Below are 15,146 nucleotides of genomic sequence, written 5' to 3' on the forward strand. Positions count from 1 at the left end.
AAACCCGGCAATGGCTTCTGCTCATTTTACTTTTTTTATATAACTTCCCGCAAAAACATACGTTTTGACCGTACCTCCATTTCGATTTTTATAGGAGGAATTTCCCATCGGTATGCAGTAGGCGTCTATAAAATCTGATTCATGAATCTGTTTAAGCTTTCCTGGATAATATACAATACAAACCTGTCTCTTGGAATAATTAACGAGAAGCAGCTCACTGATATCGTATCCATAACATGAATATGTATCAAACTCGACCACATAATAATTAGATAACTTTACAAGCTTATCTCCGTATTGGTCTGGATTTTTTAGGATCTGTTCAAGCTTTATGGAAGGATCCATTTTATTTTTTATCTTTTTCAGACTTTTGGCTGGGAATAATTCCTCATTGTACGACAAAAAGTTCTGGGCTTTATAGCAGACCGAAAAAGGCAGATCTTTATTAGAACCTAAATTGTTGAAGAGTTCCAGAAGATTTGGTGTAAAGGAACCTTCCGTAAAAGTCCCGGACTGTGTAAGATAGCTTTTATCATCAAAGACCAATTCTCCCTGTCCCTGCGCCAGGTTGTCCTTCCAGTACCCTGTATAGGTGGATTTTAAATCAGAGGGAGTCAGGGCCCTGTATTTCCCTTTGCCGTTCAGTTTTCCATCCATTGATTCACCTTCATAGATACCAGTGGTATCTGTGACGCCAAATTTGACTTTGCAGAGGTTGGTCTTTAGGTGTCCTTTGCCGGAGGGATGCCCCTTGGTAAAATCACCCTTGTAGTATAAATACTGTTCGCCATTCTTATACTGAAATGAACCTTCTCCTTCCGGTTTCTTGTCTTTCAGTGTCCCGGTAAACTTGCCCTTTAAATCCCTGTCGAGAAAAGAAACCGTCAGTTCTTTATTTTTTACATTTTTGGTGCAACCGGTGAGACACAAGATGACCAGACAAAAGACTGCGATAAACTTTAAATTCTTCATATCCTACCCTCCTTTTGCTACTCGTGTTTTAAGAAACTGCCCGCCAATATCAGTACTTTTAATTTTTCGCCTGAATTGGTCTTATAGACAGAAGAAGCAAGAGGAAGTCCATATACAGTCTGATTACTGTTGGTGACAGCATTTTTTACCGGATCCAGACATATCACATAGACATAGATATTTTCAGAGGGTTTACCGATAAGAATCAAGGAAAGATCTTTGATAAATAGGTCCTTTTCCAATGTAGAATTTAGAACCGGATAGTTGGAAAATTTCATGATCTTATCTCCATACTTATCTGGATTTTTTAATACATCATAAAAATTGAGGGAGGTATCAACAGATGCGGCAAGATCATTTTCATCTTTTGTCATAAAGAATTCACTGTTATTTTCTATGTATGACCCAGCCCTTGAAGAAACTTTATATTTTGGTCCCACAAAGGTCCCGATTGTCTGATAGGAATCCAATGTGGAAGGTTCATAATAGCCGTTGTCAAAGTGGCCTATAAAGGCTCCGTCCCCCTCAATGGGGGAGTCGATACGTCCCGTTCCATTCATCATATTTGCAAGCCAGCTGCCCTTATAAATACAGCCTTTAAAGTCCTTAGGAGACAAAAATTCAAAACTTCCATCCCCATTGGCCTTGCCATTGGAAACATGACCTTTATAGATCCCTGTGTAGGCCATTCCTGTAAAATAAGTTTTCATAAGGTTGGTACTAAGAGTACCCTTTCCGGTCATTTTACCTGATGAAATTTTGCCTTTGTATGTGAGATAGTCCTCTCCATTCTTATAGGAAAAGGTCCCTTCGGTTGGCTTGCCGTCTGTCATGAGGCCGGTATACCTGCCCTCATATTTCTTTTCTTGATACGTTAAAGTGACCGTCTTGTTTTTGACATTTTCTTCTTTTGAGCACCCAGCGGTCAGCAGGCACAAAAGACATAATAATGCCGCAATTCTTAATTTTCTCATACTCTCTCATCTCCTGTATTGTTTTTACATAATTATATCATAAAGCAGAGAGAATTTGGGAAAACCTTGTGTCAAACTTTATTGTACTGTGGGATATTTTATGGTTTGATATACGAAAAGCCGTCGTCCTGACGCTGGGCGATCTCCACTACGCCGGCAGGCACAATATCAACAAAAGGCAGCAGGCGTCCGGGCGTGATATGATTTCCCATAAGAGCATTGCGGCAGGCGCAGATCCGGATCTTTGGCGATAGAGAGCACAGGGGTTCCTTCAGGCCGAGCTTTTCTGAGACAGAGTCTTGAAGTTCACAGACTGCAGGGCCGTTTGCCACTAATTCGATCTGATAAGGAATGGCCTGATCTTCCATATACCGGATCATATTCTGGATGTTTCCCAGAGCCATGTTCCATCTTGAACTTTCATCAATATGAAATAAAACGTTCATTCTTAGCACCTCCTGAATAAAATATATTATGATTTTAACATATATGACAGAACCATTACAGAAGGAAAAATAAGTTTCAGAAGGAAAAGCACTATTGGACGCAGGCGGGCATACAATGTTAAAAAGGCTTGGAGGTTGCTTTACTTGCAGGCATTTTTAGAACCGCTGTCACAAGAAGAGGAACAATATTATTTAAAGAAAAGCCACCTGGGGGATATGGAGGCTAGAAATATATTAGTGGAACACAATCTTCGTCTGGTTGCCCATATTGTAAAGAAATACAATAATTTCGACAGGGATAAGGATGATCTGATATCTGTCGGAACCATTGGGCTGATTAAAGCAATCAATACCTATAATGTGGAAAAGGGGCACCGGCTGGTGACCTACGCTTCCCGGTGTATTGAAAACGAGCTTCTCATGATGCTGAGACAGGAGAGGAAAAGTGCAAAAGATACATCGTTGTATGAGCCGATCGGAATTGACAAAGAGGGGAATGAAATAAATCTTTTGGATGTACTGGGGGCGGATGAGAACGACATAGTAGACGAACTGGATCTCAAGGAAAAAATTAGGGATCTTTATAAGATGGTAGACGAAATGGAGCCGTCCAGAGAAAAAAGTACACTGATCATGAGATATGGACTGTATGGAAAAAAGCCGATGACCCAAAAGGAAGTGGCAAAAGAACTGGATATTTCGCGTTCTTATGTGAGCCGTATTGAGAAAAAAGCTGTAGAGAAATTAAAGAGAAGATTAAAAATGTAAGTTAAGATATCTGCCGGAATTGTAAACAGGATTCTGGCAGTTTCTATTTTTATGAAAGAGAGATTTGGATTTCCCAACGAGCAAATGAGAGAAAAGACATGTAAGCCGCAATTTATGAGCATAGACATCAAAAGATTACTTCATTCTAAACTTCCGAAAGCAATGAAATTGGTTTGGCAGACCTTTCTGAAGGTTGAACCCCCTGAACACTCAGAAGAAGCAGAACCAGGGCATTGGACTGGCCTTGTGGGGATATTTTATCAATTGGACCGTTAATCATAATCTAAATGTGAACAATTGGTGAATTTTTTGTGTAAATATGTTACAATATAACATATTATATAGAAAAGGGGTATGATTTATGAAGAGAGAGAAAAGAATTTCAGTAGGTTTAATATTAATCTTTTTTGCAATTTGCTGTTTGAGTGGATGCAAGAAAAAAGCTACTCTTGCGGATGATTTTGAAAAAGATCAACTAAAAAAGATAACCACGCATGCTTTAGACTTTAAGGTACCCAAGGCATGGGATGATGCATCTGAAGAAGATGAGATTAAATATCTCAAAATGGACAAAGAAGATGACAGTAAAATTGTAGCAGGTTGTTATGTCAAATACTTAGGAACTGAATCCAGCGTAACGGATGACAATGATGAAATTACGAAAGACGTTTTAAAAGAGTATATTGGATCCGATTCTACGAACGTTAAACATGTTAAGACAATTAAATATAATTTTGATGGCGCAAATAAACAAAAAGCTATTTCTTATGAGGACAAGGAAGAGAAGCAGGAATGGAATAACTATTCAGCAATTGTTACATGTGATGGTGTAGCATTCCATGTATGGTTTTATGCTAAGAAGGATTTGGACTCTGAAGACGCGGCTAAGAAATTTTTTGATACCATTAACTTGAGTGATTATGTATCACCGAGGAAGTTAATAAAGATATCGGCTGCTTATGATGGAAGCACCATAGCGGGAACGGAAATAAGCGAAGATAATACAAGTATTTCTGTTACGGCGCATTTTGATGATGGAACCACAGAGTATGTAACAGATTGGGGCGTAAGCAATCCTTCAGTTTTGAAAGCAGATAAAACTACATCATATAAAATAACGTATCTAGATAAAAGCTGTAACTTAAAAATACGTTGTACTACCATATCTAAAGCAAAATATAAATCAAAATGCAAAAGTTATGGGTATACAAGCATTGCACGATATCCCGAAAAATATGAAGGTAAATATATCAAGGTGTATGGTAAGGTTATCCAATCATTAAATGATACATATAGAATTGCGATGGATGGAAATTATGATCATATAGTATATGTGACAGCGAGTGGGGTAAAAACTGCTGGTAAGATATTAGAGGATGATATGGTCACTGTATATGGAAAATGTTCCGGTGAAACAACGTATGAGTCAGTTATGGGGGCTAGTATAACTCTTCCATCGGTAGAAGCAAAATATATCAGCAGATAGAAAAACCTAATACAATTAATAAAAATACCAGACAAAACTTAATTGTCTGGTATTTTTTATACAAAATGTTATGAATAATTCTGAAGCGGCGTAACAGATACAGCACCGGTCAAATCAATATTTCGTGTGCCGGGAGAATAGGTCAGGCGAAATGACAGCCGCCCCTCAGCAGAAATTGCCTCGTTTGTAGTAAAGCTTCCCGATGCAGAAGCATTCCGCTCTGCTCCGGCAGGGGCAAAAAATGAATATAACAGACGGGGTGAGCCGTTGATATAGGGCAGGATCTGCATATAATTATTTGCTTCAGGAGTCGCAAGGAAAAGATAATTTATGAGATATAGATATCCCGGAGCCAGTAAGATCGTTGTATCATTCTCCAGCTGTATTCCGTCCCCTTCCTGGAAAACAGGGAAAAAATCTAAATATGTGCCGGAGGCGCTGTTATTAGAAGCACCGAATTGTGCATAAAAATTAAGGGATTCCGGCGGAACAGGAGCCGGAGGGCATGGATTGTGACAGCAGCATTTGTCCATAAAACAATCCTTTTCTTTCTTTTACTTTATAATATATAATAAGTACAGAATTGTGACACTAAGAGAAGGAGATAATCAGAAATGAAACTGGGCAGGATACACCATGTCGCCATCATTGTCAGCGATTACGAGCGGTCTAAAGACTTTTACGTAAATAAGCTGGGGTTTCAGATCATAAGGGAAAACTACAGAGAGAGCAGAAGGGACTATAAGCTGGACCTGAAGCTTCATGACTGTGAGCTGGAGATATTTTCAGGAAAAGGCCATCCCCAAAGACTGTCTTATCCAGAGGCCTGCGGTCTCAGGCATTTGGCGTTTTATGTAGAAGATATAGAGCAGGCTGTAAAGGAATTGAATGCGGCAGGAATCAAAACAGAAGAAATTAGACGGGATACCTATACTGGCAAAAAAATGACATTTTTCCATGATCCTGACGGACTGCCGTTGGAGCTTCATGAATAGAAGAGAGCAAATAATCCGGATTTTACAGGTATGTGCCGTACCCGGTATATCCTAAGCCTATCCAGAAGTGCAACCTACAGTTGACACGTTGAATGGTGCTGATTGGTGGTATGCAACCGGGAAAAATAATAAAATACATGTATATTAATTATACAGAGGAGGATAAAAATGATTTTTGCAGACAAACTGACACAACTTCGCAAAAAAGCAGGCTGGTCACAAGAAGAATTAGCGGAACAAATGAATGTTACGAGGCAGTCTGTTTCAAAATGGGAGGGTGCACAATCGGTTCCTGACCTTGAGAAAATATTACGTCTTTCAGAGTTGTTTGGCGTCTCGACAGATTATCTGCTGAAAGATGAAATCGAAGATGTAGAATGTTATACATCTTCAAATGAAGCATCTGCATTAAGGCGGGTATCAATAGAAGAAGCAAATGCTTTTCTTTCTGTAAAGGCTAAGACATCAAAGTCAATCGCAATCGCAACTTTTTTATGTATCGTATCGCCTGTTTGTCTGTTTTTACTGGGAGCAATGAGTGAAGTCCCGGAATATGGCTTAAAAGAGAATGTGGCCGGAGGAATTGGAATGATTATTTTGATTATTCTTATCACAATTGCGGCTGCGATATTCATTTCAAGTGGAAGAAAAACAGCTGCATATGGCTATTTAGAGAAAGAAGTCTTTGAAACAGAGTACGGTGTGAGTGGAATGGTTACAGAGCGAAAAGTACAATATAATAAAACCCACACAGGAAATAATATCATTGGAACCACTCTTTGTATTATGGCGATAATTCCTTTGTTTGTAGGAGTAATGATGGATGAAAATAATGATTTGCTGTTTATGAAGATGCTTTCTGTTTCTTTTGTATTTATAGGAATTGGCGTAGTTTTCTTTGTTCGCAGCGGCATTGTATGGGCAAGCTATGAAAAACTTTTACAAGAAGGTGATTATACAAAGGAAAAGAAAAAGAACAGCACTGTAATAGAAGCGATTTCAGTTACCTATTGGCTCATTGCCACGGCAATATATCTGGGATATAGTTTTCTTACAAATAACTGGGAAATCAGTTGGATCGTTTGGGTGGTTGCAGGAGTAGCATTTCCGGCAGTTATGAGTATAAGCAATTTAATCAATAGACAAAAAGGTGAGTAAGGAAAGAACCGACTTCCGTTGAAATTTCATGAGTAGAAGAGAACAAATGAGAGAAAGGGAACCATGACCAGCATGGTTCCCTTTCTCTCTGTTATGAAAAATTGTTATGAAAAGAGTTTGGCAAGTGTTGTCTATAAGTATTCCATGTCAGAAAGAACTCTTAAGATATTGTGTCCTTCCTGTACGCCGTCGATGATACGTCTTGCGCGTACGCTGTCACCGATATTGACGATTTCTACGTTGGTATCTGCATATGCCTCACGGACTTCATCAAGAATCGGCGCATTGGCACGCATACCCAGACAGACAAATCCATAGTCAAACGGAAGATCTTTTTCTTCTCCGTCTGCTTTTACAAGGAAGGAATCAGCCTTGACTTCACAGAGAGCCGTATTTGGCATCTGGTTTACATCATGCTTTTTCATAAGAGCCGTGACACCGGATTTGGAAACAGGATCTAAATCTTTTCCAATGGCAGGCATCATTTCCACAATGCTGACTTCGGCGCCTTTTGGTGCGAAGTATTCTACAACGTCAAGTCCTACAGCACCGCCGCCGATCACAACGACTTTTTTGCCTGTGCAGTCTTCTGGATAATCTGCTAAGTGGTTGATCATTCCTGAGATAGAAGCAACCTTGGATCCCTCTTTGTCGATATGGTCATGAAGACCTTTAATCGGTGGAAGAAGAGGATTGGATCCTGTGGCATTGACAATGATGTTCGGATGAAGAGCTTCGATCACTGAAAGTGTAGCCTCCTGTCCTTTGAAGATAAACAGGTTGTTTAACTTGGATGCTCTCACCTGTAAGTAGTGAGGAAAGTCACCCAGACGTTTCTTGTCAGGAATCTTGGAGATCTCTACGGAAAGTCCGCCCAAGTGGTCTTCTTTTTCCAATAAGAACGTCGTACAGCCTACTTCAGCAGCCGTGCATGCCGCTTCCAGTCCGGCGGTACCTCCACCTATGACGACTACGTTGCACGGTTTTGTGATCTTATGCTTTTTGTAATCAGCTCCGTCATTGACCGTAGGATTAATCGTACAGCGGATCGGACGATTGACTCCGATACGGTTGCCTGCGCATCCGATGTTACAGGAAATACATTTTCTAAGTTCGTCTTCATGTCCTGTAGCAACCTTTTTTACCCAGCAAGGATCTGCGATAAGACCGCGGCCCATACCGATGATGTCAGCGTCACCACGTGCAAGGATATCGTCAGCCACACGAGGGTCACGGATATTTCCCATAGTCACACAAGGTTTGCCGTATTTTTCTTTGACCGCTTTGGCCATGTAGGATCTCCATCCGTCTTCTAGGTAGTTGGCATCGATCTGATACTGGATGGATCCGTTTAATCCCGCGGATACGTCAAACGCATCGACTTCTTCCTGGAAGTATTGGAGATAATCCAAAGTGTCTTCCAGAGTATTGCCGTGTTCCATAAATTCATCGGCACTGATACGGACAAAAATAGGGAACATCGGTCCCACCTGTTTTCTGACTTCCTCTAATACCAGTTTTGCAAATCTTGCCCTGTTCTCAGCAGATCCCCCGAACTCATCGGTTCTTACATTGGTGGTAGGGGATAGGAACTGGTTGATCAGGTAGGAATGTCCTGCGTGGATTTCAACACAGTCAAAACCTGAAGCCTGTGCGCGGGCAGCAGCTTCGCCGTATTTCTTAACAATGGCATAGATTTCATCTTTTGTAAGAGGACGTGGGATTTCTCCGCCTGCCTTGGATGGAATATTTGATGCAGATACTGGCTGCATGTTTGTACGCTTAGACTGTGCAGAAGCACCTGCGTGGTTTAACTGTAATCCGATACATGCACCGTGAGAATGGATGGTCTCACAGAGTTTAAAGAAACGCGGCATGTAATTGTCATGGTCAATTCTGATCTGAGTGGTACCGTTGGAGCCAAGCGGGGAATCCACACTGGCATTTTCCACCATGATCAGCCCTACGCCGCCTTTTGCTCTCTGCTCATAGTAATTGATATGAAGAAAGCTCATCTCTCCGGTCTGTTCTCCGTAGTTGGTTCCCATAGGTGTCATCATGATACGGTTCTTCATTGTCATGTTTTTGATTGTCAGCGGACTGAAAATATTTTTATAATTGCACTTCATTTTATAACCTCCAAAAAAGATCAACGATTTCTAAATGGGGTTGTTATCATTGCATTTGGGTGATCTGTAATGATAAGTCTATTATAAGGCAAGGATAAATATTTAACAAATTGATATTTTTTAAGAAATCAATAGACTGTATCTATTGTTCTTTTGACAAAGCCAATGAATTTTTCTACAGCCGGAATCATGATGTTATTTTTCATGTAGGCCATATAAACCGTATGATACGGTTTTAGATTGCTTAAGTGAAGGATGTCAACATCATATTCTCTCAATGATTCCACATGGGCCACAAATCCGATACCAAAGTTTTCAGACACGAGGGCGGCGATCGCATTCTCGTCGGAAGTCTCAAAGGCAATCTGAGGTTCCATCTGGTTTTGTCGATAAATGGAGGTTGTAAACTGTCCGAGGCCGGAGGTCCGGTCGTAGCCGATTACAGGGTAGTCCAGCAAATCTTCCAGAAAGATTTCTTTCTTATATTTTAATGGGTGTTCGGGAGGTGTGATGATGACCATTTCCTGGTTGATGACCGGAACAAACTCAATATCAGGTTCGTTGGAAACATAAGATCCAAAAATCACATCGTATCTCTCGGACTTGAGGTCACGGATCATTTTATTGGTGATCTCCTGTGTCATGGAGAACGTGATATTATGGTTCCCCTCTGAATCCAGGAAGCTCCTCACAAGATGGGGAATATAGGACTTTGCCAGAGGAAATACATAGGCCAGGTCGATGTGGCCGCCTTTGGTATTGGAGAGCGCCTTCATTTTGTCTTCTGCGATCTTTACCTCATCTAGGATTTTATTGACATGCTCTAAAAAGATCTTTCCGTACTTTGTCAACTCAATATTCCTTCCGTTTTTCCTAAAAAGGGGAAGTCCAAGTTCCTCTTCCAGGTTAGCGATGGAACGGCTTAAGCTGGGCTGGGAAACGTTCAATTCCTTTGCCGCCTGGTGATAATGTTGTAGTGTGGCGATTTTTTGAAAGTATATTAGTTGGTTTAAATTCATAGGGCAGGCCTCATTTCATTGGAAATATTCAATGGCTATTTATATATGGAAGGATAACATAAATGATAGCAAAAAGCTATTAAAAAATGATGAAAGATGTATTAGAAGTATCAATGGGATGCGTGTATAATGGTTTTTGTAAGGTTGTTAAAAAATTAACTTTTGGGTGAAGCAGTAACAGGGTAAATAAAAAAGGGTAAGTAAAAAGGAGAATGACACATGGCAGAGAGAATCACAGGACATACAGAATTAATCGGGCTGATGGCATATCCGATCAGACATTCCAGTTCACCGGCGATGCACAACGAAGCATTTGCCACATTAGGACTTGACTATGCATACTTAGCGTTTGAGGTTGATAATGATACACTGGAAGATGCAGTAAAAGGCTTACGCGCCTTAAAGCTGAAAGGATCTAACGTATCCATGCCAAATAAGACAGTCGTAGGACAGTACTTGGATAAGCTGTCACCAGCTGCTGAAATGGCAGGAGCAGTCAACACGATCGTCAACGAAGACGGAGTTTTGACAGGACATATCACAGACGGCATCGGCTACATGCAGTCACTGAAGGATAATGATATTGACGTGATCGGCAAAAAAATGACAATCACAGGAGCAGGCGGTGCAGCCACAGCGATCGAGATTCAGGCGGCGCTTGATGGTGTGAAAGAGATGTCAATCTTTAATGTGAAAGATAAGTTCTGGGAGAACGCGGAGAAAACAGTTGAAAAGATCCGTGCCAACACAGATTGTATCGTAAACCTTTACGATTTAGAAGACAAAGATAAATTAAAGGAAGAGATTGCAGACAGCTATCTGTTCGCTCAGGCTACAGGCGTTGGAATGAAGCCGTTAGAAGGCCAGTCAGTGATTCCTGATGCATCCTTCCTACGTCCAGACCTAATCGTCACAGATACTGTGTATGCGCCGAGAGAGACAGCACTGTTAAAGATGGCAAAAGAAGTCGGCTGCAAGACAATGAATGGACTTGGAATGATGCTGTTCCAGGGAGACGCCGCTTTCTATCTGTGGACCGGAAAACATATGCCGATTGACCACATGAAAGAAGTGCTGGATATTAAATACGATTAAATAAGAGGAAATTCAAGAGAGGAATCTATTATGAACAAAAAATATTACCCAAGTGCCTTTATTTTATACTTAAATTATTTTATCCATGGTATCGGATGTTCTGTATTAGGCCAGGTAGCAGTAAAAGAAACTTTGGTAAAGCAGTGGGGAGCTTCTGACATCGGGCTGGTAACAATGGTAGCGGCAGCGCTGGGGCTTGGACGATTGATCGCCCTTCCATTTGCAGGACCTCTTTCTGATAAAATGGGAAGAAAAGTGGCCTCCATTATCGGTGCAGGTTCTTACGCAATCTTTTTCTTAGGCCTTGCTATGTCACCAAATATGACGGTTGCATACATAGCAGCTGTATTAGGAGGAATCGCAAACTCATTCCTGGATACCGGTGTGATACCAGCTTGTGTTGAAATCCTGGCTCCAAGATCCAGTATGGCAACCATGCTGACCAAGTTTTCAATTTCATGTTCTCAGTTATTAATGCCGTTTATGATCGGAGCCATCGTTGGTGCGAACCTTTCTTTAAATGTATTATTATATGTTTGCGGTGTTGCCATTATCATCATCGGTGTGCTCGTATTATTTGCACCACTTCCAAAGATGGAAGCTGCAGGCGCACAAAAAACATCTCTGATCCAGGATATCAAAAATGCAAACTTCTCTTTAGAGAGCATTGCATTGATCATCATCGGATTTACAGGAACTGCAACATTCCAGTTATGGTTAAACTGTGCTCAGGATTTTGCGAAAGAATATGCAAAAATCGGAGATCCTTCTGTTATGCAGACATACTATAGCACAGGTTCTCTGGTAGCGATCATTGTTACAACTTTATTAGTTAATAAAATCAAAGGCGTCAGATTCTTATTTGTCTACCCATTGATTGCAACCATCATGATCGCCTTAGTTTACTTATTAAAGACTCCATCTATCTGCTATATCGGTTCTGCAGTGGTTGGATATTCCGCAGGAGCAGTTGTACTTCAGCTTGTTACCGCAACTGCAAACGACTTATTCCCGAAAATCAAGGGAACCATCACAAGTATTGTTATGATTGCATCCAGCCTTTCAAACTATACAATCCTTTCTCTGGCTGGTACAATGGACAAAGCTGATATTTTACTGATGAATATCGGAATCACGGTTGTAGGTGTGCTGCTGGCACTGTTTGTCAATGTCAGATATAAGGCAATGGAAGAAAGAGCGGCAAAGGAGTAAAGAATGAATCCAGTAAAAGTAAGAAATATTGAGATTGGCACAGGTGTCCCTAAGATCTGTGTGCCAATCGTCGGAGTAACAAAGGACGAGATCATTACAGAAGCAAAATCTTTTAAAGACATTCCGGTAGATGTAGTGGAATGGCGAGTCGATTGGTTCGAAGGAGTCTTTGACTTTGACAAAGTAGAAGATGTATTAAAAGATTTAAGAGAGGCGTTAGGCGAAACGCCGATCCTGTTTACATTCCGTACTTCAAAAGAAGGCGGGGAAAAGGCAATCGAGGCCGAGCCCTACGCAGAACTTAACAAAAATGCTGCAAAAAGCGGATATGTGGATTTAGTGGATGTGGAAGTGTTCACAGGAGATGATATTGTAAAAGATATCGTTTCTGCTGCCCATGAATGTGGTGTCAAAGTGGTTGCTTCCAACCATGATTTTGACAAGACCCCAGCAAAAGAAGATATCGTAGGCAGACTTGTGAAAATGCAGGAGCTGGGAGCGGATATTCCAAAAATCGCAGTGATGCCGACCTGCAGAAAAGACGTTCTCACACTGCTCGCTGCCACAGAGGAGATGTATACAGAACATGCTGACCGTCCGATCATCACCATGTCTATGGCCGGAATGGGTTTGATCAGCCGTCTTTGCGGTGAGGTGTTTGGATCTGCATTAACCTTTGGTGCGGCAAAAAAAGCATCTGCACCGGGACAGGCAGCAGTCAACGAATTAAACGATATGCTCCAGTTTCTTCATAAGAACCAGGGACTGTAGAGATCACAAAAAAGGGTTTTCCTTCACAGGAGAGCCCTTTTTTTGTTCCATAGGAAAGTGCGTTCTATGAAATAAAAACGCTCCGCAAGGATGCACACAAAATGCGTAAGGTTTAGAATCCTCCCCGGACAAACCGGTAGAATGCCTTTGCCGCAGGCGACAGATAGTGATTTTTTTGTACTGCCAGATAAAATTTCCGAAACAGAGGTTCCGGTGCTGCGGGGATCAGGCGGATATCATGGCTCAGCAGAGTTTCATCATATGGAAGTACCGAGATCCCATAGTTGATAGAGACCAGGCTCGCGATGGCATGGTCTTCCTGCATTCGTGAGATCACCTTTGGGGAAATCCCTTTATCTTGAAACAGTTGCTCTAAGAATTGTGTTTTATCCAGTGAAAAGATCATGTCATATTCAGCCGCTTCTTCTAGAGAGACAGCTGATCTGCGTGCAAGAGGATGATTTTTTGACACAGCGATCCTTAATTCACATTCTGTCACCGGGGTAAATTCGATCAGCGGCTCGTCACAAAAGTAGGAACAGATGCCAAGGTCACAGGTCCCTTCTTTTAATAAATCAATGATAGACGGAGTGTTTCCCTGATAAAAATGAAACTGGTATCCACAGTTTTCCGGCTGTGAGGAAAAGTCCTGGATGATCCGGGGGACATAGCTGGATGACAGGGCGTAGATGAAGGCCAGGTCGATCATTCCCTTCCTGGGGTCCATGAGTTCCTTTACGCTCTGGACTCCAGTGCCGATCTCGGATAATCCGGCATGGACATGGCGGTAAAATAATTCACCATATTTCGTTAAGACAACATTTCTTCCTTTCTTTTCAAACAAACAGGTGCCAAGTTCCTCTTCTAATTGGCTGATAGAGCGGCTCAGGGAAGACTGGGCGATGGAGAGTTCCTCGGCAGTCCGGGAATAGTGCTGGTTTTTGGCCAGGGCGTCAAAATACTGAAGCTGGGTCAGGTTCATGTCCTTTCTCCCTCCTTTTTCTTTTAATATAACATACTGTTGGGTTGATTCAAACAGATATATAACAATAATGTTATGAATTCGGGCTGCCAGTTGTATTGTTAATAGAATGACAAATTTATATAATTGATAATGTCAAAAAAATAACAAGGGAAAAGGAGAAACTGCCATGGATTATGTAGAAATTAAAGGTTTGGATACGCCGGTCTCTAAAATATTTTTTGGAACCGCATGGATTCATCCGGGTCTGAAAGAGGATGCGGACGAACAGCTCAAACGTTACATCGAGGTCGGTGGAAATGTGATTGACACCGGAAGATTTTATTTTGGAGGAAAAGCCGAAGATTATCTGAAAGTATGGATCCAGGAGAATCCTGAATTAAGGAAAAAAGTGATGTTCACAAACAAAGCATGTCATCATTATGTAGATGAAAACAACATTCATTTTCCGGAACAGCAGAGGGTGAATCCAGAGTGTATCGATGAAGATCTTCATTTCAGTTTAAAGAAGCTGGGCCTTGATCATTTTGATATTTATATGCTTCACAGAGATAATCCGGAAGTACCGGTAGGTCCGTTATTTGATAAATTGGAACAGTACCACAGAGAAGGAAAGATTACCGTTTATGGGGTCAGCAACTGGACCAAAGAAAGAATTGAAGAAGCACAGGCTTACTGCAAAGAAAAAGGATATGCGGGGATTGCAGTTAACAGCTGTTCCTACAGTCTGGCAACCGTGACAAAGCCAAGATGGGAACGCACTGTATACGCCACGGATGAGTATGCGAAATGGTGTACCGAGCAGGACATCACGATCCTTTCCTGGGGATCACAGGGAAATGGATTTTTTGGAAATTATCCGTTCCCGAAAGGAACCTGTGTGACACAGGATTTTGTGGATGCATTCGGGACAACGGCGAACTTTGAGAAATTCCGCAGAGCAAAAGAACTGGCGGAAGAGCGCGGAGTTAGCACATCCAACATCGCATATGCTTACATATTTAATCAGGATCTGAAGATCGCTGGGATCACAGGATGCAGAAACGTACATGAATTTAACAACTCTCTGATCGGACTGGATCTTACACTGACAGAACCAGAGATCGACTATCTGGCTTTAAGAAAGGATTTTATATAAA

General features: G+C 41.3%; 15 protein-coding genes. 8 read left to right on the forward strand and 7 right to left on the reverse strand.

Features of this window, described 5'->3' with window-relative positions; translation table 11 throughout:
- Nucleotides 1–21: 21 nt before the first annotated feature.
- The 3 genes from AR1Y2_RS07700 to AR1Y2_RS07710 all read right to left on the reverse strand — a co-directional run bounded on the left by AR1Y2_RS07700 (nt 22) and on the right by AR1Y2_RS07710 (nt 2,392).
- Nucleotides 22–972 carry an MORN repeat-containing protein gene (locus AR1Y2_RS07700; RefSeq protein WP_137328427.1) on the reverse strand — a complete coding sequence of 317 codons (951 nt, stop codon included), beginning with the start codon at nt 970–972 and terminating at the stop codon, nt 22–24.
- 17 nt (nt 973–989) lie between these two features.
- On the reverse strand, nt 990–1,946 hold the full coding sequence (locus AR1Y2_RS07705; RefSeq protein WP_175403612.1) for an MORN repeat-containing protein: 957 nt from the start codon (nt 1,944–1,946) through the stop codon (nt 990–992).
- 98 nt (nt 1,947–2,044) lie between these two features.
- Nucleotides 2,045–2,392 (reverse strand): DsrE family protein, encoded by a 348-nt coding sequence (locus AR1Y2_RS07710; protein WP_137328428.1) that lies wholly within the window; start codon nt 2,390–2,392, stop codon nt 2,045–2,047.
- Between the two features lie 144 nt (nt 2,393–2,536).
- Between AR1Y2_RS07710 and sigK the strand changes: the two genes are divergently transcribed.
- On the forward strand, nt 2,537–3,160 hold the full coding sequence (gene sigK / locus AR1Y2_RS07715; RefSeq protein WP_137328429.1) for an RNA polymerase sporulation sigma factor SigK: 624 nt from the start codon (nt 2,537–2,539) through the stop codon (nt 3,158–3,160).
- A 361-nt stretch (nt 3,161–3,521) separates the two neighbouring features.
- The gene (locus AR1Y2_RS07720) at nt 3,522–4,646 is read left to right on the forward strand and encodes a hypothetical protein (protein WP_137328430.1); all 1,125 of its coding nucleotides are present in this window, start codon (nt 3,522–3,524) and stop codon (nt 4,644–4,646) included.
- A gap of 68 nt (nt 4,647–4,714) precedes the next feature.
- On the opposite strand, the gene AR1Y2_RS07725 is transcribed toward AR1Y2_RS07720, so the two are convergent.
- Entirely contained in the window at nt 4,715–5,179 is a 465-nt protein-coding gene (locus tag AR1Y2_RS07725; protein ID WP_137328431.1) for a hypothetical protein, read from the reverse strand.
- 81 nt (nt 5,180–5,260) lie between these two features.
- On the opposite strand from AR1Y2_RS07725, the gene gloA2 reads away from it, so the two are divergent.
- Nucleotides 5,261–5,641 carry an SMU1112c/YaeR family gloxylase I-like metalloprotein gene (gene gloA2 / locus AR1Y2_RS07730; RefSeq protein WP_137328432.1) on the forward strand — a complete coding sequence of 127 codons (381 nt, stop codon included), beginning with the start codon at nt 5,261–5,263 and terminating at the stop codon, nt 5,639–5,641.
- A gap of 168 nt (nt 5,642–5,809) precedes the next feature.
- Complete coding sequence (locus AR1Y2_RS07735) at nt 5,810–6,799, forward strand: helix-turn-helix domain-containing protein (RefSeq protein ID WP_137328433.1); 990 nt, start codon at nt 5,810–5,812, stop codon at nt 6,797–6,799.
- A gap of 131 nt (nt 6,800–6,930) precedes the next feature.
- On the opposite strand, the gene AR1Y2_RS07740 is transcribed toward AR1Y2_RS07735, so the two are convergent.
- Complete coding sequence (locus tag AR1Y2_RS07740; RefSeq protein ID WP_137328434.1) at nt 6,931–8,928, reverse strand: oxidoreductase; 1,998 nt, start codon at nt 8,926–8,928, stop codon at nt 6,931–6,933.
- Nucleotides 8,929–9,056: 128 nt separating this feature from the next.
- Nucleotides 9,057–9,947, reverse strand: coding sequence for a LysR family transcriptional regulator (locus tag AR1Y2_RS07745; RefSeq protein WP_137328435.1), 891 nt, complete (start codon nt 9,945–9,947; stop codon nt 9,057–9,059).
- A gap of 219 nt (nt 9,948–10,166) precedes the next feature.
- On the opposite strand from AR1Y2_RS07745, the gene AR1Y2_RS07750 reads away from it, so the two are divergent.
- Genes AR1Y2_RS07750 through aroD form a run of 3 tightly spaced genes read left to right on the forward strand, consistent with a single transcriptional unit; the run spans nt 10,167 to nt 13,025 of the window.
- Nucleotides 10,167–11,042, forward strand: a complete 876-nt coding sequence (locus tag AR1Y2_RS07750) for a shikimate dehydrogenase (RefSeq protein ID WP_137328436.1) — start codon at nt 10,167–10,169, stop codon at nt 11,040–11,042.
- A gap of 30 nt (nt 11,043–11,072) precedes the next feature.
- Nucleotides 11,073–12,254, forward strand: a complete 1,182-nt coding sequence (locus AR1Y2_RS07755) for an MFS transporter (RefSeq protein WP_137328437.1) — start codon at nt 11,073–11,075, stop codon at nt 12,252–12,254.
- Between the two features lie 3 nt (nt 12,255–12,257).
- Nucleotides 12,258–13,025 carry a type I 3-dehydroquinate dehydratase gene (gene aroD, locus AR1Y2_RS07760; protein ID WP_137328438.1) on the forward strand — a complete coding sequence of 256 codons (768 nt, stop codon included), beginning with the start codon at nt 12,258–12,260 and terminating at the stop codon, nt 13,023–13,025.
- 112 nt (nt 13,026–13,137) lie between these two features.
- On the opposite strand, the gene AR1Y2_RS07765 is transcribed toward aroD, so the two are convergent.
- Nucleotides 13,138–14,007 carry a LysR family transcriptional regulator gene (locus tag AR1Y2_RS07765; RefSeq protein ID WP_137328439.1) on the reverse strand — a complete coding sequence of 290 codons (870 nt, stop codon included), beginning with the start codon at nt 14,005–14,007 and terminating at the stop codon, nt 13,138–13,140.
- A gap of 169 nt (nt 14,008–14,176) precedes the next feature.
- Between AR1Y2_RS07765 and AR1Y2_RS07770 the strand changes: the two genes are divergently transcribed.
- Nucleotides 14,177–15,145 carry an aldo/keto reductase gene (locus tag AR1Y2_RS07770; RefSeq protein ID WP_137328440.1) on the forward strand — a complete coding sequence of 323 codons (969 nt, stop codon included), beginning with the start codon at nt 14,177–14,179 and terminating at the stop codon, nt 15,143–15,145.
- Nucleotide 15,146: the final 1 nt, after the last annotated feature.

This window comes from Anaerostipes rhamnosivorans, from assembly GCF_005280655.1.
GTDB classification, from domain to species: Bacteria; Bacillota; Clostridia; order Lachnospirales; family Lachnospiraceae; genus Anaerostipes; species Anaerostipes rhamnosivorans.

Excerpts from the sequence above, each read along its gene's own strand:
- AR1Y2_RS07700 (WP_137328427.1), bottom strand. The coding sequence starts at position 972 with ATGAAGAATTTAAAGTTTATCGCAGTCTTTTGTCTGGTCATCTTGTGT.
- AR1Y2_RS07705 (WP_175403612.1), bottom strand. The coding sequence starts at position 1,946 with ATGAGAAAATTAAGAATTGCGGCATTATTATGTCTTTTGTGCCTGCTG.
- AR1Y2_RS07710 (WP_137328428.1), bottom strand. The coding sequence starts at position 2,392 with ATGAACGTTTTATTTCATATTGATGAAAGTTCAAGATGGAACATGGCT.
- AR1Y2_RS07720 (WP_137328430.1), top strand. The coding sequence starts at position 3,522 with ATGAAGAGAGAGAAAAGAATTTCAGTAGGTTTAATATTAATCTTTTTT.
- AR1Y2_RS07725 (WP_137328431.1), bottom strand. The coding sequence starts at position 5,179 with ATGGACAAATGCTGCTGTCACAATCCATGCCCTCCGGCTCCTGTTCCG.
- gloA2 (WP_137328432.1), top strand. The coding sequence starts at position 5,261 with ATGAAACTGGGCAGGATACACCATGTCGCCATCATTGTCAGCGATTAC.
- AR1Y2_RS07735 (WP_137328433.1), top strand. The coding sequence starts at position 5,810 with ATGATTTTTGCAGACAAACTGACACAACTTCGCAAAAAAGCAGGCTGG.
- AR1Y2_RS07740 (WP_137328434.1), bottom strand. The coding sequence starts at position 8,928 with ATGAAGTGCAATTATAAAAATATTTTCAGTCCGCTGACAATCAAAAAC.
- AR1Y2_RS07745 (WP_137328435.1), bottom strand. The coding sequence starts at position 9,947 with ATGAATTTAAACCAACTAATATACTTTCAAAAAATCGCCACACTACAA.
- AR1Y2_RS07750 (WP_137328436.1), top strand. The coding sequence starts at position 10,167 with ATGGCAGAGAGAATCACAGGACATACAGAATTAATCGGGCTGATGGCA.
- AR1Y2_RS07755 (WP_137328437.1), top strand. The coding sequence starts at position 11,073 with ATGAACAAAAAATATTACCCAAGTGCCTTTATTTTATACTTAAATTAT.
- aroD (WP_137328438.1), top strand. The coding sequence starts at position 12,258 with ATGAATCCAGTAAAAGTAAGAAATATTGAGATTGGCACAGGTGTCCCT.
- AR1Y2_RS07765 (WP_137328439.1), bottom strand. The coding sequence starts at position 14,007 with ATGAACCTGACCCAGCTTCAGTATTTTGACGCCCTGGCCAAAAACCAG.
- AR1Y2_RS07770 (WP_137328440.1), top strand. The coding sequence starts at position 14,177 with ATGGATTATGTAGAAATTAAAGGTTTGGATACGCCGGTCTCTAAAATA.